Annotated in this window: 19 protein-coding genes and 1 other annotated feature; of the genes, 12 read left to right on the top strand and 7 right to left on the bottom strand. The window is 42.8% G+C overall.

Going from position 1 to position 19764, the window contains the following annotated elements; all coding sequences use genetic code 11:
* Positions 1–277: 277 nt before the first annotated feature.
* The 6 genes from murC to ccpA all read left to right on the top strand — a co-directional run bounded on the left by murC (position 278) and on the right by ccpA (position 5821).
* The gene (murC, locus tag CKW02_RS13720; protein ID WP_003217748.1) at positions 278–1576 is read left to right on the top strand and encodes a UDP-N-acetylmuramate--L-alanine ligase; all 1299 of its coding nucleotides are present in this window, start codon (positions 278–280) and stop codon (positions 1574–1576) included.
* A 225-nt stretch (positions 1577–1801) separates the two neighbouring features.
* Entirely contained in the window at positions 1802–2221 is a 420-nt protein-coding gene (locus CKW02_RS13715) for a DUF948 domain-containing protein (protein WP_003217556.1), read from the top strand.
* A gap of 26 nt (positions 2222–2247) precedes the next feature.
* Complete coding sequence (locus tag CKW02_RS13710; RefSeq protein WP_003217681.1) at positions 2248–2718, top strand: YtxH domain-containing protein; 471 nt, start codon at positions 2248–2250, stop codon at positions 2716–2718.
* A gap of 33 nt (positions 2719–2751) precedes the next feature.
* Complete coding sequence (gene ytxJ / locus CKW02_RS13705) at positions 2752–3075, top strand: bacillithiol system redox-active protein YtxJ (protein WP_003217729.1); 324 nt, start codon at positions 2752–2754, stop codon at positions 3073–3075.
* A gap of 217 nt (positions 3076–3292) precedes the next feature.
* Entirely contained in the window at positions 3293–4369 is a 1077-nt protein-coding gene (locus CKW02_RS13700) for a bifunctional 3-deoxy-7-phosphoheptulonate synthase/chorismate mutase (RefSeq protein WP_003217626.1), read from the top strand.
* Between the two features lie 450 nt (positions 4370–4819).
* Entirely contained in the window at positions 4820–5821 is a 1002-nt protein-coding gene (ccpA, locus tag CKW02_RS13695) for a catabolite control protein A (RefSeq protein WP_003217727.1), read from the top strand.
* 42 nt (positions 5822–5863) lie between these two features.
* Here ccpA and CKW02_RS13690 read toward each other — a convergent pair whose 3' ends face one another.
* The 3 genes from CKW02_RS13690 to CKW02_RS13680 are packed head-to-tail and all read right to left on the bottom strand — an operon-like array spanning position 5864 to position 8334.
* Positions 5864–7024, bottom strand: coding sequence for an acetoin utilization protein AcuC (locus CKW02_RS13690; RefSeq protein WP_003217659.1), 1161 nt, complete (start codon positions 7022–7024; stop codon positions 5864–5866).
* Complete coding sequence (locus tag CKW02_RS13685) at positions 7021–7662, bottom strand: CBS and ACT domain-containing protein (RefSeq protein ID WP_003217690.1); 642 nt, start codon at positions 7660–7662, stop codon at positions 7021–7023. The genes CKW02_RS13690 and CKW02_RS13685 overlap by 4 nt, the downstream gene beginning before the upstream one ends.
* Positions 7663–7701: 39 nt before the next feature.
* Entirely contained in the window at positions 7702–8334 is a 633-nt protein-coding gene (locus CKW02_RS13680; RefSeq protein WP_003217598.1) for a GNAT family N-acetyltransferase, read from the bottom strand.
* A gap of 155 nt (positions 8335–8489) precedes the next feature.
* On the opposite strand from CKW02_RS13680, the gene acsA reads away from it, so the two are divergent.
* On the top strand, positions 8490–10214 hold the full coding sequence (gene acsA, locus CKW02_RS13675; RefSeq protein WP_003217543.1) for an acetate--CoA ligase: 1725 nt from the start codon (positions 8490–8492) through the stop codon (positions 10212–10214).
* A gap of 59 nt (positions 10215–10273) precedes the next feature.
* Positions 10274–10511, top strand: a binding site (T-box leader).
* A gap of 53 nt (positions 10512–10564) precedes the next feature.
* Entirely contained in the window at positions 10565–11833 is a 1269-nt protein-coding gene (gene tyrS / locus CKW02_RS13670; RefSeq protein ID WP_003217617.1) for a tyrosine--tRNA ligase, read from the top strand.
* Between the two features lie 190 nt (positions 11834–12023).
* Here the strand turns inward: tyrS and CKW02_RS13665 are convergent, their stop codons facing one another.
* Positions 12024–12380, bottom strand: a complete 357-nt coding sequence (locus CKW02_RS13665; RefSeq protein WP_003217612.1) for an antibiotic biosynthesis monooxygenase family protein — start codon at positions 12378–12380, stop codon at positions 12024–12026.
* Between the two features lie 271 nt (positions 12381–12651).
* Between CKW02_RS13665 and CKW02_RS13660 the strand changes: the two genes are divergently transcribed.
* The 3 genes from CKW02_RS13660 (at position 12652) to CKW02_RS13650 (ending at position 16301) form a co-directional block, all read left to right on the top strand.
* Positions 12652–13230 carry an esterase/lipase family protein gene (locus CKW02_RS13660; RefSeq protein WP_372706108.1) on the top strand — a complete coding sequence of 193 codons (579 nt, stop codon included), beginning with the start codon at positions 12652–12654 and terminating at the stop codon, positions 13228–13230.
* A gap of 278 nt (positions 13231–13508) precedes the next feature.
* A complete protein-coding gene (locus CKW02_RS13655) occupies positions 13509–14072 on the top strand; it encodes a cysteine hydrolase family protein (RefSeq protein ID WP_003217596.1) in 564 nt (187 codons plus the stop codon).
* 276 nt (positions 14073–14348) lie between these two features.
* Positions 14349–16301, top strand: coding sequence for a collagen-like protein (locus CKW02_RS13650; RefSeq protein WP_169901762.1), 1953 nt, complete (start codon positions 14349–14351; stop codon positions 16299–16301).
* 180 nt (positions 16302–16481) lie between these two features.
* Here the strand turns inward: CKW02_RS13650 and rpsD are convergent, their stop codons facing one another.
* Both rpsD and CKW02_RS13640 read right to left on the bottom strand, forming a co-directional pair.
* On the bottom strand, positions 16482–17084 hold the full coding sequence (rpsD, locus tag CKW02_RS13645; protein ID WP_003216816.1) for a 30S ribosomal protein S4: 603 nt from the start codon (positions 17082–17084) through the stop codon (positions 16482–16484).
* Positions 17085–17383: 299 nt separating this feature from the next.
* On the bottom strand, positions 17384–17881 hold the full coding sequence (locus tag CKW02_RS13640) for a GAF domain-containing protein (RefSeq protein WP_003216603.1): 498 nt from the start codon (positions 17879–17881) through the stop codon (positions 17384–17386).
* Positions 17882–18007: 126 nt separating this feature from the next.
* Between CKW02_RS13640 and refZ the strand changes: the two genes are divergently transcribed.
* The gene (gene refZ, locus CKW02_RS13635; protein WP_003216407.1) at positions 18008–18673 is read left to right on the top strand and encodes a forespore capture DNA-binding protein RefZ; all 666 of its coding nucleotides are present in this window, start codon (positions 18008–18010) and stop codon (positions 18671–18673) included.
* Here refZ and hisJ read toward each other — a convergent pair.
* Positions 18643–19458, bottom strand: coding sequence for a histidinol-phosphatase HisJ (gene hisJ, locus CKW02_RS13630; protein ID WP_003216431.1), 816 nt, complete (start codon positions 19456–19458; stop codon positions 18643–18645). The genes refZ and hisJ overlap by 31 nt on opposite strands.
* Between the last annotated feature and the right edge of the window lie 306 nt (positions 19459–19764).

Raw genomic sequence — 19764 nt, 5'->3', positions numbered from 1 at the left:
CATGGTATGATAGCACATAGGTGCAATTTTGGAATTGGACGCTTTTCGCATGCCTGTCAGAACGCTTTTTTATGTAAAATGAGCGAAAGCAGGTGTTAGAAATAGGAAAGTTGTCGGATACTAATCATAGTTAATATTGATTAGAATAGGAAGATCGGAAAAAAATCTTTATTTGGAGCTGCGATCTGTGAGCCGCTAGAGGCGAAAATCACAAGTTGCAAATTGAAATGAGCGTCATATACTGTAAGTCAGATAGACGTTTGTTGGAGGTACAATTATGACTGTTTATCATTTTGTTGGAATAAAAGGGACAGGTATGAGTCCACTGGCCCAAATTCTTCATGATACTGGGTATACTGTCCAAGGATCGGATATCGAAAAACATATCTTTACACAAAAAGCATTAGAAGAACGAAATATTAAAATTCTTCCATTTGACCCAGATAATATTCAGCCAGGGATGACCGTCATTGCAGGTAATGCATTTCCTGATACACACCCTGAGATTGAACGCGCCCTTTCTGAAGGGATTCCTGTCATTCGTTACCATAAATTCCTTGGAGAATACATGGATACATTCACAAACGTTGCGATTACTGGTGCTCATGGTAAAACGTCAACAACAGGACTGCTTGCCCATGTGATGCAATCAGCGAAACCAACTTCATACTTAATCGGCGATGGATCTGGTATGGGGAAAGAAAACAGCGAGTATTTTGTATTTGAAGCATGCGAATACCGCAGACACTTCCTCAGCTATCATCCAGACTATGCGATCATGACCAATATTGATTTTGATCATCCTGATTATTTCTCGGACATTGACGACGTGTTTGATGCGTTTCAAAACATGGCGCTTCAAGTGAAAAAAGCCATTATCGCTTGCGGTGATGACGAGCATCTGCCTAAGATTCAAGCGAAGGTACCTGTTGTATACTACGGTTTCAATGAAGAAAATGATTTCCAAGCACGCAATGTTGTGAAGAACACGGAAGGCACTACATTTGATGTATTTGTACGAAATACGTTTTATGATACCTTCTACATTCCTGCCTACGGAAATCATAATGTCCTTAATTCATTAGCTGTCATTGCATTATGTCACTATGAAGCCATTGATGTAGAGCTCATCAAAGGGGCACTAACGACATTTGGTGGTGTGAAACGCCGCTTCAATGAAAAAGTAGTCGGTGAGCAGGTTTTAATTGACGACTATGCCCATCACCCAACGGAGATTGAAGTCACCATTGAAGCAGCACGCCAAAAGTATCCAGACCGTGAGATTGTCGCTGTCTTCCAGCCGCATACCTTCACACGTACACAGCAATTCTTAAGTGAATTTGCTGACAGTTTGAAAAAAGCGGACTATGTATACCTATGTGATATTTTCGGTTCAGCCCGTGAAAACATCGGGAAGCTGAGTATCGAAGACTTACGAGAAAAAATCCCGCAGGCCCAATTGATTGCAGAAGAAGATACATCTGTGCTGAAAGCGCACAAAGATGGGATTCTGGTCTTTATGGGAGCAGGAGACATTCAAAAATATTTGCGTGCTTATGAAAAAGTCGCTGTATAAATACTTAAACGAAAAGTGCCGTTTTGATCGGCACTTTTTTTATTTTGAATAAAATGTGACAAAGCGACTAATTGTGTCAACATCTTCCGCTTTTTTTCGTTCGCTGTGGACAGGAATCAGCGAATAAGTGTAGAATTATTATTCAATCGGTCATTCTATGCGATGTTTGAATGATACAACGAGAGGGTAATGAATTGAATATGCCCGCAGCAAAGGAGGTATCAGATGATTATTATTCTATATCTAAGCGTTGCACTGATCGCAATTGCTTTCCTCATTCTTGTCATCTACTTGTCCAAAACATTAAAATCCTTACAGCTGACATTAAAGAATGTCGCATCAACTTTAGAAGGTCTTGAAGGTCAGATGCAAGGGATCACCACAGAGACAACACAGTTGCTACATAAGACGAATCAGCTTGCTGAAGATATTCAAGACAAATCGGCAAAACTCAACACAGTTGTGGATGCGGTGCAGGGAATTGGCGGCTCGATCAACCAATTTAATACAAGCATAAAGCAGGCAGCTGGTGCGGTTTCTTCATCCGTTGAACGAAATCAAGAAAAAGTCACGGATGTGGTAAGCTGGAGTAACGCAGCACTTGAAATTTATAAAAAATGGAAACAACGAAAACACCAAAAATAAACCATTTTCGCATAGGAGGAATAATCATGAGCAAAGACGGAATCAATAGCAAAGACTTTTTGATCGGAACACTTATTGGTGGAATTGTGGGTGCAACAACAGCTTTATTTTTAGCACCGAAGTCAGGGAAAGAGCTTCGCGATGATTTGAACACCCAAGCGAATGTTTTAAAAGAAAAAACAGATCGACTCACAACAGATGCAAAAGAAAGAGGCACTGAATATGTGACGATTGCGAAAGATAAAACGTCTGAATTGTCTCAAATGGTGGCAGAACAGTCAAACCAAATTTTAGACAAAGTGAAAGACATAAAAGAACGTGCAGCTGGAAAAGCTAATCATGTGAAAAGTGAAGCAGAAGATGCGGCAGCTGACATAGCAAGTGAAGCATCAGATGTAGCGGATGAAGCCAAAGTACGAGCACAAGAAGCGAAATCAGAAATTGAAGATGGCATTAAAGATGTCAAAGAAAAAGTAGAACAATCGACTAAAGGCTAACTCTTACTGCACAGAGTGAAGAAGGAGAACATCATGTCAAAACAACTCATTGAAACAGAAGAACAGTTTGATCAACTAACGAATCAAGATGGGACCTTTGTCTTTTTTAAGCACAGTTTGACATGTCCGATCAGTCAAGCGGCTTTTCAAGAGTTTGAAGCATTTGCGTCTGCACATGAAGACGTGCCAACTTATTTCTTGCAAATTCAAAACACAAGAGAGCTTTCATCCTATGTGACAGAAAAGTCAGGGGTAAAGCACGAAAGTCCCCAGGCACTCGTCTTTAGCGGTGGAAAAGTAAAATGGCATGCATCCCACTCAAGCATTACAAAAGAAGCGCTTGAACATAATGTGTAAAAGAAACGTCAGCAACTGCTGACGTTTTTTTTATAAAAAAGGTTTACTTCAATCAAAACTATGCTATAATCTTACACATAATACTTTATCGCTTAAAAGCGTTTGGGTAATAAAGAAAATTTTCGTGACAATTCCGAAATCTTTGTTTATAATAAACCCTATCATGAGAGAATGAAAAAAAAAAAAGCGAGAACAGGCAGAGGAAAGGATGACAAAAATGAGCAACAATGAACTAGAACAATTGAGACAGCAGGCAGATGAACTAAATCTTCAAATCTTAAAACTGATCAATGAAAGAGGAAGCATTGTAAAAGAAATTGGAAAGGCGAAAGAAGCGCAAGGTGTCAACCGTTATGATCCTGTCAGAGAGCGCACAATGCTGAACCAAATTCTTGAAGCAAATGATGGACCATTCGAAAACTCAACAATTCAGCATATTTTCAAAGAGATTTTCAAAGCAGGCCTAGAGCTTCAAGAAGATGACCACAGCAAAGCACTTCTTGTTTCTCGTAAGAAAAAATCGGAAAATACAATCGTGAACATCAATGGAGAAGCGATCGGTGATGGGAAACAGCGCTTCATCGTTGGACCATGTGCTGTTGAAAGCTACGAGCAAGTCGCAGAAGTGGCGGCAGCAGCGAAACAGCAAGGACTAAAACTACTTCGCGGAGGTGCATTTAAACCTCGCACAAGTCCATACGATTTCCAAGGACTCGGTGTAGACGGTCTTAAAATTCTAAAGCGTGTAGCGGATGAATACGGTCTTGCTGTCATTAGTGAAATCGTCAATCCTGCTCATATTGAAGAAGCGATTGAGCATATCGATGTCATCCAAATTGGTGCACGAAACATGCAAAACTTCGAGCTATTAAAAGCAGCAGGATCTGTGAAGAAACCAGTTCTTTTAAAACGTGGTCTTGCAGCGACTATTTCAGAATTCATCAATGCAGCTGAATACATCATCGCCCAAGGAAATGACCAAATCATCCTTTGCGAGCGCGGTATCCGCACATATGAAACAGCGACAAGAAATACACTAGATATTTCTGCTGTGCCAATTTTGAAACAAGAAACACATTTACCAGTCTTTGTTGATGTGACGCACTCAACTGGACGTAGAGATCTTCTCCTTCCAACAGCGAAAGCAGCTCTTGCGATTGGAGCAGACGGTGTCATGGCAGAAGTGCATCCAGATCCATCTGTTGCTCTATCTGACTCAGCGCAGCAAATGGACATTCCTCAATTCGAAAAATGGTTAGATGCGTTAAGACCACTTGTTAACATTCACGCGTAATCATAGATAGAAAGCCGCCGGATGACTGCCCGGCGGTTTTTCTATGGATAAAACATGATGGATATTGGGAATGAAAGGAAAAGAACACATTGCAAGCTTTAAAAGTGCTTGTTCACAATGTTTTCATTTTTAAAATTCAATAGAATCTGCTAAGATCATTGTCATAGCTGACGTTCTCGACGATTTTTCATGAAATATGATTCAATTTACAGGTAACAAGCTCATTAAAGTTTGTTTAATTTAGTTATAAAAAGAAAGGGAACGTTTTCATATGGTGAAAAAACGTGTATAATTTCATAAAAGAATGTCATTTTGATGTAGATTGAAAAATTATGTGTCTCTTTTCATCGTTTTAATGACAAATAGGATATTATTTTCCTCGTATCTGACATGTCTCTATCCAATTGGTGAATGCTATAGATATGAAGTGTATTTGAAGGAGTGATTTATGTGAATAATGTTACAATATATGATGTAGCAAGAGAAGCAAATGTAAGTATGGCAACGGTATCACGCGTAGTGAATGGGAATCCGAATGTAAAACCAACAACAAGAAAAAAGGTACTTGAAGCGATTGATCGCCTTGGCTATCGCCCGAATGCGGTGGCACGAGGCCTTGCAAGTAAAAAAACAACAACGGTGGGAGTCATCATCCCTGATATTTCGAGTATCTTCTATTCAGAGCTTGCTCGCGGAATTGAAGATATCGCCACGATGTATAAGTACAACATCATTTTGAGCAACTCAGATCAAAATACCGATAAAGAGCTTCATCTATTAAATACAATGCTAGGTAAACAAGTAGATGGGATTGTCTTTATGGGTGGAAATATCACAGATGTGCTTGTTGAAGAATTTAAGCGCTCTCCTGTGCCAATTGTTCTTGCTGCATCTGTTGAAGAGCAAGCTCAAACACCATCTGTCAACATCAACTACGAGCAAGCGATTTATGATTCAGTTCAGCTTTTAGTTGAAAAAGGACATAAGCGAATTGCCTTCGTATCTGGCCCAATGTCAGAACCGATTAACTCTATGAGAAAGCTTGCAGGCTATAAGCGTGCGCTCGAAGAAGCGGGCATCGCATTTGACGATGCGCTCGTCGCTGAAGGCGATTATTCGTATGATTCTGGAATTGAATCACTTGCTCACTTGCTTGAGCAGTCTGACAAGCCGACAGCTGTTATTGCGGCTACGGATGAAATGGCGCTAGGTGTCATTCATGGAGCACAAGATAGAGGCGTATCCATTCCTGACGATTTAGAAGTGATTGGCTTTGATAACACGAGACTTTCTCTCATGGTGCGTCCTCAGCTGACAACTGTTGTTCAGCCGACGTATGATATTGGTGCTGTCGCAATGAGACTGCTGACAAAGCTGATGAACAAAGAGCAAGTAGATGACCAAATTGTGGAACTTCCACACAGAATTGAAGAAAGACAATCAACAAAATAAAACGAAAAAGCAGGCTTACACATCAGTGAATGCCTGCTTTTCTTATGCATTTTTCTTTTCTCTTCTAACGGGCATCAGTGCTTTTTCTACAGTTTGAGCATTTTTTTCTGTGATTTCTGCTTTTCTTGGGATCGGTGGATATAAATCGTCAGGGTCTCTCCATGTGGATGGCAGGGTGACAGGAGATTGTTTATGCCAAGCCTGAACCCAGTCCTGAGGCAGTTCATTAGGCGGTGTAATACCTTTCATTTCAAGCCAAATTCGGCTCCACGCCCTTGGCACGACACGCCAAATATCATATCCTCCTCCGCCGACAGCGATCCATTTGCCATCACAATATTGATGCGCTAATTCATGGGCAAGTCTAGGAATTTCCTCATATATTTTCATGGTGGCAGATAAATGGGTTAACGGATCATAGTAGTGTGCGTCTGCGCCGTTTTGCGTCAAAATCACATCTGGTTTAAAAAAAGCAGCAATTTCCGTCACTGCTGTTCGGTATGCTTCAAGGAACGATTCGTCTTCTGTAAATGCATCAAGCGGAATATTGTAGGCGTAGCCATAGCCTTTATCATGACCTCTTTCCTGTACTTGTCCAGTTCCAGGGAACAAATAGCGTCCCGTTTCATGAATCGAGACCGTACATACCTCAGGGTCGTCATAGAAGCTGAATTGTACACCATCTCCATGATGGGCATCCGTATCAATATATAAAATTCTTGCACCATATGTCTTTTGAATATATTGAATCGCCACTGAGCTGTCATTATAAATACAGAAGCCAGATGCACGCCCTTTAAACCCGTGATGAAGTCCACCGCCAAGATTCAGTGCATGCTGCGAGTGTCCCATCATTACTTGGTCAACGGCTGTGAGTGTCCCGCCAACAAGGAGAGAAGCTGCCTCATGCATACCTGCAAACATCGGTGTATCCTCCGTGCCAAGACCGTAGCGCTCCCCCTCTGCTGTAGAGAGCTTTCCTTGACTAGCCCGCTGCACAGCTTGAATATAATCGGCTGTATGGACGAGCTTTAATTCCTCGAGGGTCGCCATACGCGGTGCGACGATCTCATCATCTGTTAACGCCTTCATTTTTTGAAGCAGGTCATATGTTAAGTAGACACGAAGCTGATTGAAGGGATGGTCTTGGTGAAACTGGTACGTTTGAAAAGAGGGTGAAAAAACAAAGGTCGCTTCCTTCATTTGATCGTCTGCTCCATAGGCCACAGCACCTTATAGCCTTTTGCACGAATCAGCTTCGTCACATGATCTGCATGCATGGTTTGAAGGCGGAAGACGAGCACTTTAGACGATTCATTTGCATGCGGATACACAAGCACACTCAGCATTTGAATATGCTGCTCTTTTAAAATGGTCGTAATGTCTGCAAGACCTTCTGTCATTTGGTCCACTTCAACCTCTAAGTGTGACCCAGGCTGATCTGCACCTGTCAGTCTGACAAACGTACGAAGCAAATCAGTCTTTGTGATAATGCCTACAAGCTTGCCGCGTCTCACCACTGGAAGGCAGCCAATTCCGTGTTCAAAAAAGACACTAGAAATCTCTTCAACGAAATCAAGCGGATGAGCAGTAATCGTCTCTAATACCATGATCTCTTCAACAGGCCGCTGAATAAAGAGCTTCCTTTTTTCTGTTTCAAATATACTTGGACTGGCATTTTTAATATCTCGATCTGTCACCATCCCAATGACAGAATCTTGATCAGATACGATTGGAATATGCCGAATGTGATGTGCACTCATTTTTTTTATGGCTTCTTCAATCGTATCGGTTTTTCGCAGCGTGATCACATCACGCTCCATAATTTGTTCAATCATCATTGTTTACCAATCCCCTTTGCCAAAAAAACGAATTGAACGTTAATACATAAAGCGTTGATGGAAGCGAAGACGATCGAAACGCTCAATCGAATCAGGACTCACGTTTTTCCCGATTCTGGCCATTAAACAATTGGCTGGATGTGAGCTGATCTCTGGCTCGTCTGTTGCAAACCAAACAAGACCGCCTGCGTTCATCATTTTCTCCATCATCTTGCGGTACTCCCACACGTTTTTCTTTGTCCCCTTTAAATCCCAATGCCAGTAATATTCAGTTGTAATGACGATATAATTCTCCATTTGCTCATCCATCATGCTCACATCAAGTAAATGCTTACCAAGTGAGCAGCCTCTAAATGGAGGAGCGACCTCAATCGCGCCAAGCTCGATTAAATTGTCCATGTTGCCCTCTGACCAGCGCTCAAGCGGATCAGGATATAAATACGTGACATAGCCGACAACAAGCTCATCCACTCTTGCAATGATAATACGTCCTTCTGGAAGGTCTGCTATTTCAACAAGTGCTTGTTTCTGTTCCTCTGGCGTGCGAAATGCCGTTAGGCCTTCATGAAACGTATAGTTCGCAAGCTCTGATGCAGGTACCGGACCTTCAATCAGGATGGTACCTGTTTCTCGCTTAATGGTTTTTGAATAATAAGTTTTAGGATGCTCCACGTATCCACCGCCTCAAATTCTAGTGAGTCGTCTCTATTTTATCTTAAAACTTGCAAGAATTAAAACGGTTTCACTATAAGTTTTTTAAAAATTGAGAAAAAAAGTCATCTATACTATAATGGTCATTGTAAACGTATGCAAAGGGGGACTGTTTGATGAAAGTGGAAACGCTACCATCAGTAAAAGGGGACTATCATTTAAATGATTATGAGCAGGCATACAAAGAATTTTCATGGGAAGAAGCAAGAAAAAACTTCTCATGGTATGAAACAGGAAACATAAATGCAGCCTATGAAGCGATTGACAGACATGCGGACTCGTTTCGTAAGAACAAGGTGGCGCTTCACTACAAAGATTCACAGCGGGATGAAAAATATACGTTCAGAGATATGAAAATCAACACAAATAAAGCGGGAAATCTATTCAGAGAAAATGCGAATGTGCAAAAAGGGGATCGCGTATTTATCTTTATGCCAAGATCACCTGAGCTCTATTTTCTTCTGCTTGGCGCAGTCAAAATTGGTGCGATCGTTGGCCCGTTATTTGAGGCATTTATGGAAGGTGCGGTCAAAGACCGTTTAGAAAATAGCGAGGCGAAGGTCATTGTGACAACGCCGGATCTGCTTGAACGAATTCCATTTGCAGAGCTTCCGAAACTTGAATCTGTCATCATTGTTGGCGGTGAAAAGGAAGACGTCGATGGCGTTCGGACAATCCATTATGAAGAGGCTTTTGCGCAGGCGGCGAAGGACCTTGAAATCGAATGGATGGATGAAAAAGACGGCTTTCTGCTTCATTACACGTCAGGGTCGACAGGTACGCCAAAAGGTGTGCTGCATGTCCATGGCGCAATGGTACAGCAAGACCAGACTGGTAAATGGGTGCTTGATCTGAAAGAAGACGATGTCTACTGGTGTACAGCTGACCCAGGCTGGGTAACAGGCACAGTGTACGGCATTTTTTCACCGTGGTTAAATGGGGCGACGAATGTCATTTTAGGCGGCAGATTTAGCCCTGATACGTGGTATGAAACGATTGAATCACTAGGTGTGACCGTTTGGTACAGTGCACCGACCGCTTTTAGAATGCTAATGGGGGCAGGAGATGACCTCATTCAAAAATATGATCTCAGCTCGCTCCGTCATGTGTTAAGTGTAGGTGAGCCACTTAATCCAGAAGTCATCCGCTGGGGAGACGCTGTATTTGGTAAACGAATTCATGACACTTGGTGGATGACGGAAACCGGTGCACAGCTAATTTGTAATTATCCATGCATGGATATCAAACCAGGTTCAATGGGAAAACCGATTCCAGGCGTAGAAGCTGCGATTGTGGATAATGCCGGAAATGAACTTCCGCCATACCGGATGGGCAACCTCGCCATCAAAAAAGGCTGGCCGTCTATGATGCATACGATCTGGAACAATCCTGAAAAATATGAATCTTACTTTATGCCGGGAGATTGGTATGTTTCAGGAGATTCAGCTTATATGGACGAAGACGGATACTTTTGGTTCCAGGGACGTGTCGATGATGTGATCATGACATCAGGAGAGCGGGTTGGTCCTTTTGAGGTGGAAAGCAAACTGGTCGAACATCCGGCCATTGCAGAGGCTGGTGTCATTGGAAAACCAGATCCGGTCCGCGGCGAAATTATTAAAGCATTCATTGCGCTTAGAAGCGGATATGAGCCGACAGATGAGCTGAAAGAAGAGATCCGTACGTTTGTGAAAAAAGGACTCGCTGCACATGCAGCACCGAGAGAAATCGAGTTTAAGGACAAACTGCCTAAGACGCGAAGCGGAAAAATTATGAGACGTGTGCTAAAGGCGTGGGAGCTGAATTTACCGGCTGGCGACCTATCGACAATGGAAGATTAATTTTTTTCATCAGTTGACTTGATATCAAAAGTATGTTTAAAATGACATTAGTTGAATATGTAAAGGTTTTGACTGAGATTCAGTAGAATCATCTTTCCCTGTCCAAGAGAGCTGACGGCTGGTGCGAGTCAGTACAAAGAGATATTCGAATTACCCTCACGAACCGCTTTTACGAAAAGGAGCATGTATGCTGTCCTGATTAGTGAAAGAACGGATCTATCCGTTATCAGTGTAAGTGAAAAGGCGTGATTTATGTCTTTTAAGCAGGGTGGTACCGCGATATATATCGTCCCTTCGTTCATTCGAAGGGGCGTTTTTTATGTTGAATTGTAAAAAAAGGAGAATTGGATATGAGTCAATTGATGGAAGAGTTATCGTTCAGAGGATTAATTCAGCAGCAAACAGATGAAGAAGGTTTAACAAAATTATTATCGGAAGAAAAAATCAAGCTTTACTCCGGTTTTGACCCAACAGCGGACAGCTTACACATTGGTCACCTATTGCCAATTTTAACATTACGCAGATTCCAGGAAGCAGGCCATCATCCGATTGCTCTTGTTGGCGGCGCAACTGGACTAATCGGCGACCCTAGCTTCAAAAAAGCAGAACGTTCACTAAACCCAGCAGAAATTGTTGAACAGTGGTCAGATAAAATCAAAGGACAGCTCTCTCAATTTCTTGATTTTGAAGCAGGTGAGAACCCAGCCGTTATCGTGAATAACTTCGACTGGATCAGCCAAATGAATGTCATCACGTTCCTTCGTGATATTGGAAAAAACTTCGGTGTGAACTTCATGCTGGCAAAAGATATCGTCAGCTCACGGATTGAGACAGGGATTTCGTACACAGAGTTCAGCTACGTCATCCTGCAATCTTTAGACTTCTTAAACCTTTACAAAAATGAAAACTGTAAGCTGCAAATTGGCGGTAGCGACCAGTGGGGAAATATCACATCTGGACTTGAGCTGATCCGTAAGTCTGAAGCAGAAGGGGCAAAAGCATTCGGTTTAACGATGCCGCTTGTCACGAAAGCAGACGGTACGAAGTTTGGTAAAACAGAAGGCGGCGCCATCTGGTTAGATAAAGAAAAAACGTCTCCATACGAGTTCTACCAATTCTGGATCAACACAGATGACCGTGACGTCGTGAAATACTTAAAATACTTTACGTTCTTATCAAAAGAAGAGATCGCATCGTACGAAGAAAAAGTGCAAACAGCACCTGAAAAACGTGAAGCACAGCGCCGTCTAGCAGAGGAAGTTACGACACTTGTACATGGCCGTGAATCACTAGAACAGGCAGTCAACATCTCAAATGCGCTATTCAAAGGCGAGATTAAATCTCTTTCAGCCGAAGAAGTCAAAGTAGGCTTTAAAGATGTTCCATCAATGGAGAAAAGTAGCACAGAAGAGTTAACACTTGTCGATGTACTAGTGGAATCAAAGCTGTCTCCATCAAAGCGTCAAGCACGTGAAGACATCACAAATGGTGCTGTCTCCATCAACGGAGAGAGACAAACCGATAAAGACTATGTTCTGTCAACTGAAGACCGAATTGAAAACCAATTTACTGTCTTAAGAAGAGGGAAAAAGAAATACTTCCTCGTCACGTATAAATAAATCTTAAAGAAACAGCAAGTGCACCTCAAATGTTAGGATACATTGAGGTGCTTTTCTTTTTGAGAAGTAGGAATCAACATGAAGACTACTGCAAGTTCTTTGACTTCTTCATCCATATCACTCATCACGAGAAAGATGATGCTGGCTGATTCAATAAAAGAGGCTCACCATTTTACAGGGGCGTTTTCTCTCATTCGCTTGCTTCTTGTTCAAGGAGTGAATCTTCGTTTGTATAAGCATGTTCTACTTTGCAAATTCGGGTGGTATAGGCTTCATACCAATCTGCTTTCCCCTTTTTTTGAACACGCTGATGTGCTGTATGTGCTTTCCATTCTTTGATTGCTGTTAATGAATCCCAGTAAGATACAGTGATCCCAACACCGTGTTCATCTCGTACACTTTCGATTCCAAGAAACCCGTCTAGATCTTTTGCTAATTCGTCCATTTTTTGAGCAGCAGCAGCGTATTCTTTCTGCTCGATATTTGTTCGTTTTGATGTAAAAATCACGGCATAGTAGGGTGGAGCAGGTGTTTGCGTCAATAGCATCTAGTAGAACCTCCTTTTGTCTATTCATATTATATATGAAAGAAAATAGATCTCGTAGTCTTTTAGTTTTGATTTACAAGAGACCAAGGTGCTTTTTGATTATTTATAGGGCTGTGAAATCATCTCATAAACATTACCTTGTTCACTTTTCTGACATATTTTTCTTGTATAAAATAGAGTTGTATAAGATGAATAAGGGGGAATGAAAGTGATTCTTTTTAAGAAAAGGAGTTTGCAAATTCTCGTTGCGCTTGCATTGGTGATTGGTTCAATGGCTTTTATCCAGCCGAAAGAGGTGAAGGCGGCTGAGCATAATCCGGTTGTGATGGTGCATGGCATTGGCGGTGCCTCTTATAACTTTGCTTCAATTAAAAGTTACTTGGTCACACAAGGCTGGGATCGAAACCAATTATATGCTATCGATTTCATAGACAAAACAGGTAATAACCGCAACAATGGTCCACGTCTATCCAGATTTGTCCAAGATGTGTTAGACAAAACGGGTGCCAAAAAAGTAGATATTGTAGGTCATAGTATGGGCGGGGCGAACACGTTATACTATATTAAGAATCTTGATGGCGGAGATAAAATTGAAAACGTTGTCACGATTGGTGGAGCAAACGGACTCGTTTCAAGCAGAGCATTACCAGGCACAGATCCAAATCAAAAAATACTTTACACATCTGTCTATAGCTCGGCAGATCTCATCGTCGTCAATAGCCTCTCTCGTTTAATTGGTGCAAGAAACGTCCTGATCCATGGCGTTGGCCATATCGGTCTATTAACCTCAAGCCAAGTGAAAGGCTATATTAAAGAAGGGCTGAACGGCGGAGGACAGAATACGAATTAAAAAATGAAAAAAGGCAGCAGGTATATGCTGTCTTTTTTGATGTCACGCGATATATGACAGCTGCTAGATGAAGATGATCAAATCAGTTCAAATAGGCGAGGTGCTGTCTAACTGTACATCGATTATTGGTATCTATTACATCATGACCAGTGTGTGATTTGTCTTTTTGATGCAAAAACAGACAAAACATTGTGCATAGCCGAATAAAAACATGTACAAAACGAATACCATTCCTTACACTACATGTAGTGAGTAAGAATTTTTGGAGGTGGGCGTTTGTGCAAACGAACCAAAAGGCTTTGATCATTGTTGATGTACAAAAGGCGTTTGAGCATGAAAAATGGGGAGAACGGAATAATCTAGAGGCAGAGAAGAATATCAACCGCCTATTAACATGTTGGAGAGAAGAAGGCTGGAAAGTGATTCATATTCAGCATACAGCTGACAATCCGGACTCTGTATTTCATCCGGCAAATGAAGGGCATCTTTTCAAAGAGATTGCCAGACCGCTAGAGGAAGAAACGGTCATCCAAAAGAAAGTCAACAGCAGCTTTATAGGCACAAACTTAGAGGAACAACTAAGATCAAACGAGATCGACACTGTTGTGATCGCAGGACTTACAACACCGCACTGCGTATCTACAACAACAAGAATGAGCGGAAACCTTGGCTTTGATACGTACCTAGTCTCAGATGCAACAGCCGCCTTTGGACTAACAGATCAAACCGGTACATATTTTGACCCAGAAACGATCCATCGGCTCTCACTTGCAACACTGCACGATGAATTTGCGACTGTCCTGACAACAGAGCAGTTGATTAGTGATTTGATGGAAAAATAAAAAATCACACTTGAGAGAAACATGGAACAAAAGATCCTCTAGAATTCTAGGGGATTTTTTTTATGATAGATTTTATGGATTTGAACAGTTTCTAGTCATCATGAAAAAAATAGACAAATTTAGCGCAAAATTCAATCAAATTTTCATAAAAGGCTTTTGTCTGAGTCTAGCAAATTATGTTTATTCTACGCTTATCTTTATTCTTTGGATATTTAACTTATCTGCACGTATTTATAGATGTAACATATCTATAATGATAAAGGAGATGAATAACTGATGGGTTGTGATAAGTATAAAAAATGCCCTAAATGTAAACAGAAACTATCAAAATCAAATTGTTGCATCATTTGTGAAACAAAAGTAATTGTAGGACGAAGAGGATTACGGGGATTACGAGGGGTTCGAGGAGCCACAGGAGCGACCGGTCCAACAGGTGCAACAGGCACGGGCACAGGAGCAACGGGAGCAACGGGTGCCGCAGGAGCTACAGGAGCCACAGGTCCAACAGGTGCAACGGGAGCCACAGGAGCGACCGGTGCAACAGGAGCAACGGGTGCCGCAGGAGCTACAGGTCCAACAGGTGTAACAGGAGATACGGGAGCCACAGGAGCAACCGGTCCAACGGGTGCAACAGGAGATACGGGAGCAACAGGAGCGACCGGTGCAACAGGAGCAACGGGTGCCGCAGGAGCTACAGGAGCCACAGGTCCAACAGGTGTAACAGGAGATACGGGTGCAACAGGAGATACGGGAGCCACAGGAGCGACCGGTGCAACAGGAGCAACGGGTGCCGCAGGAGCTATAGGAGCGACCGGTCCAACGGGTGCAACAGGAGATACGGGAGCCACAGGAGCAACCGGTGCAACCGGTGCCGCAGGAGCAACAGGCGCAACCGGTGCAACAGGAGCAACGGGAGATACGGGAGCCACAGGAGCGACCGGTGCAACAGGAGCAACGGGTGCCGCAGGAGCTACAGGAGCCACAGGTCCAACAGGTGTAACAGGAGATACGGGAGCCACAGGAGCAACCGGTCCAACAGGTGTAACAGGAGATACGGGAGCTACAGGAGCAACCGGTCCAACGGGTGCAACAGGAGATACGGGAGCCACAGGAGCGACCGGTGCAACAGGAGCAACGGGTGCCGCAGGAGCCACAGGTCCAACAGGTGTAACAGGAGATACGGGAGCTACAGGAGCAACGGGTGCCGCAGGAGCTACAGGAGCCACAGGTCCAACAGGTGTAACAGGAGATACGGGAGCCACAGGAGCAACCGGTCCAACAGGTGTAACAGGAGATACGGGAGCCACAGGAGCGACCGGTGCAACAGGAGCAACAGGTGCCACGGGAGCCACAGGAGCAACCGGTCCAACGGGTGCAACAGGAGATACGGGAGCCACAGGAGCAACGGGTGCCGCAGGAGCAACAGGCGCAACCGGTCCAACAGGTGTAACAGGAGATACGGGAGCAACAGGCGCAACCGGTGCAACGGGTGCAACAGGAGATACGGGAGCTACAGGAGCGACCGGTGCAACGGGTGCCGCAGGAGCAACAGGCGCAACCGGTCCAACAGGAGATACGGGGGCTACAGGAGCGACCGGTGCAACAGGTGCAACAGGAGCAACGGGTGCCGCAGGAGCAACAGGCGCAACCGGTCCAACAGGTGCAACAGGAGATACGGGAGCTACAGGAGCGACCGGTGCAACGGGTGCCGCAGGAGCAACAGGCGCAACCGGTCCAACAGGTGTAACAGGAGATACGGGAGCAACAGGAGTAACCGGTCCAACAGGTGCAACAGGTGCAACGGGAGCAACAGGAGCAGGGCTAGCTGAATTTGCATATGTATACAATCTAAGTGCTGAAACAGTAGCTTTAGAGGCCCCGGTGATTTTTGACTCAACTGGAATTATTACTTCTGGTATTACACATGCCCCTGGAACTTCTCAAATTATAGTCACCAATCCAGGAAACTACGAGGTTACTTTTTCAGTTTCTGGCGTAGAGCCAAATCAATTTACCCTATTTGTAAATGGAGGTCCTGTGACGAACACAGTTTATGGGTCAGGAGCTGGTACTCAACAGAATAACGGTCAGGCAATCCTCGCTCTAGCAGCGGGTGACACGCTTACTCTTGTAAACCATACTTCCGCAGCAGCAGTTACTCTTCAAACCCTAGCAGGAGGGACTCAAACAAACGTGAATGCTTCTATTATTATTAAAAAATTAGACTAACTTCAATGTGTAGAAATGCTTTTAGAAGTTTTGTCTGGTGCTCGTCTTGTGTATAGTCTGTTTTCTATATATGTTTTAAATTCATTTGTTCATAGGAGAATGCAAACAAAAAACCCTAGACCACCTTGAACAATCAAGGGATCTAGGGTTTGTTTGACCTCTCTTTGGAGAGTCATGAAATTAACGAGAGTAGAACTCAACGATTAGTTGTTCGCTGATTTCAGGCGCTAATTCAGAACGCTCTGGAAGACGAGTGAAAGTTCCTTCAAGCTTTTCAGCATCGAAAGTAAGGTATTCAGGAACGAAGCTGTTCACTTCAACTGATTCTTTCACAACTGCAAGGTTTTGAGATTTCTCACGAAGAGCTATCGTTTGACCTGGTTTCACAGAGAAAGATGGGATGTCTACACGGCTTCCATCAACAAGGATGTGACCATGGTTGACTAGCTGACGAGCTTGGCGGCGAGTACGAGCAAGGCCAAGACGGTATACTAGGTTGTCAAGGCGAGTTTCAAGAAGGATCATGAAGTTTTCACCTTGTTTACCAGGAAGTTTATCAGCTTTGTCAAATAGTGTACGGAATTGACGTTCGTTGACACCGTACATGTGACGAAGCTTTTGCTTCTCTTGTAATTGTAAACCGTATTCAGATAGTTTTTTGCGTTGTCCTGGACCATGTGGGCCTGGAGCGTAAGGGCGTTTTTCAAGTTCCTTACCTGTTCCGCTTAATGAAATGCCTAAACGGCGGGAAATCTTCCAACTTGGACCTGTATAGCGAGCCATAATGTGACTCCTCCTTATTTGTTTTTATTTGTGAAAAATAAAAACCGTCTGTTCTTTGTCTTTTCCGTCATTATGTTTTCATGCATCCTCGCTCCAGCAGCAGGGAGTTACAAGATGCACCTTCATATAGAAGGAACAAAATGATACAAAAAAGCCGAACAAAAAGGCTGCCATATTTCACACAAATTCTATTATATGACGCTGGATAGGAGAAGTCAACCTATTTAGAGGCAATGGCGATGCTTCGCGTCTGCGAAGAAAAATAAAAAAGCAGACAATTTGCCTGCTTTTTTGTAAGGTTACGCATTTGTAGAAGCGGATAATGCCTTTTGGAGTACCTCGGTAAATTGAATTAAGTAGGTTTCATCTACTTCACTGAAACGGTCTTTCACGGGGCTGTCAATGTCGAGCACCCCAATGATCTCTCCATTTACTTTGAGCGGCACGACAATTTCAGATTGTGATGCTGCATCACATGCGATATGTCCAGGGAATGCGTGCACATCAGCGATACGCTGGACGTCACCTGTTGCAAACGCAGTACCGCAAACGCCTTTTCCAGATGGGATACGCACACATGCAGGCAGTCCGTTAAACGGTCCGAGCACAAGCTCGCCGCCTTTAGCCAAATAAAACCCTGCCCAATTGACCTCTGGGAGTGAATGATACAATAGCGCCGCCGCATTTGCTAGGTTGGCAATTAGATCAGGCTCACCATCTGTAATGGCTTCGACCTGTTTAACGAGCAATTGATAGTTTTTTGATGGATCGCCAGACTGTTTTTCGACATGAAACATGAAAATCTCCTACTTTCTATCTCAAAAATACATAACTTGCGTCTCACATGTGGGATTTGTCGAGCAATTGTAAAAGGAACTTCCGCCTTCATCTTGAAGTATGTACACATGAAGAGGGGTGAGCGGATGAAAGCATCAACAACCGTGCAAACAAAAGACCGTATTATTGAAGCTGCCATCAGACTTTTTAACCAAAAAGGATTTTCTGGAACCTCTGTCCGTGAGATTGCGAAGGAAGCAAACGTCAACGTTGCCCACATTTCTTATTACTTTCAAGGAAAAGGAGGGCTGCTTGAGCAGCTCGTATCCGATTTTTATGAAGGCTATATTCACATGATTGAATCACATATCCATCACATGGAAACTCGTCATGCAAAAGAATGCTTACTACATGTGGTTTTTGATATTTTATCTTATCAGCACAAGCACCGTCAATTAACCCGTTTCGTTTATCGAGAGGTGACGATTGATTCGACGCTCATTAGAGAAATTATGTCGACCTATTTAACGAAAGAAAAATATTTGTTTCAGCTCATCATTGAAAAAGGAAAAAGCACCCATGTGATTTGTGAGCAGCTCTCCATCTCCTCTTTTATGATTCAGCTAAAATCACTACTCATGATGCCCTATTTACAGCCGCAATATTTAATGGAGGTGCTTTATTTAAATCCAAATGAGCCTTATTTCTATCAAATGTATTTTAAGGAACTGAGCCGCTCGCTTCATCATTTACTAGAACCCAAAAAGCCGGCATTAGATTCTCATTTAAAACTCATGATGTCTTCGAATTGATCATAAGCATATCCGAGATCTTCCGCTTGATGGGCATCAGACCCAAAAATGAGCGGAATTTTTTTCTGTTTTGCAAGATCAATCATCCATTGATCTAAATAGATACTTCTGGCATATGTTTTACGAAGACCTGATGTATTAAAATCTAAGGACATGCCTTTTTTTGCCGTTTCTTCAAGACAAAGGGTGATCTTTTGACAAAGTGCAGATGTCATCTCAAATGGGAAAAGCTGTTTGAATTTCTGCACAAGGGTGATATGACCGATTCTATTTGGCTTATAGCGACCTAAAGATGATAGAATAGAAGAATGAATTTGGTCATAGTAGCTTTGATAGACCTTTTCGATGCTGCCATAGAGGCTTATTAGCTGCTGGAAGGCATGCTCGTCAAAATCAAGGCAAATATAATCATCTCCAGCAGGAAGAAAGTGAACAGATAAAATGCTATCGTCTAGTTCTGGACCATAGCAGTCTAAAAAGGCACTTGTTTCCTCTTCATACTCTTTGATATAGTCAACCTCAAGCCCAGTTTTTACTATTAATTGGCCTTTGTATTCCTGTTTCAACTGATCCAATTTCGTTATATACGAGTCAAGTTCTTGGAGCTTCATGGCACTATCCTGCTCTGGTGTTGGATCTTGAAACGATGGAGGCAGAGGGGCATGCTCGGTAAAGGTTATGGAATCAAATCCCTTTTTGATGGCTTTTTCAATATAAGAATGAAAAGAATCAAGCGAGCCGTGAGGGCAAAACGGTGTATGTAGATGTGCATCTTGCTTCAGCATGTCGTCACCTCTTGTCGATATTTTGAAAAACGTCATGTTTATCAGCGAAAATAATGAAAAATCATGACCAAAAATGCTGGTTACATGGTATCATAATATCAATGAAAACGACAGCTTCCGCATACATAAAAGCAGGTCACATGGATACGTGTGATCAAATGATAGAAAGCGCTCAAATACTTTCTTGAAAAACATACATACAACCGTGAATGGATGGTATTGGAAAACATACGATCCTGTTTATAAAAAGACAAATGCAAAGCGGACACGAAAGGGTTCTCAGGTCTACTCGGGACACTTTTACCC

Source organism: Bacillus pumilus (genome assembly GCF_900186955.1).
In the GTDB taxonomy this organism is placed as follows: Bacteria; Bacillota; Bacilli; order Bacillales; family Bacillaceae; genus Bacillus; species Bacillus pumilus.
Note: the sequence above shows the minus strand (reverse complement) of the source record. Positions and strands in the feature narration are given on the sequence as shown.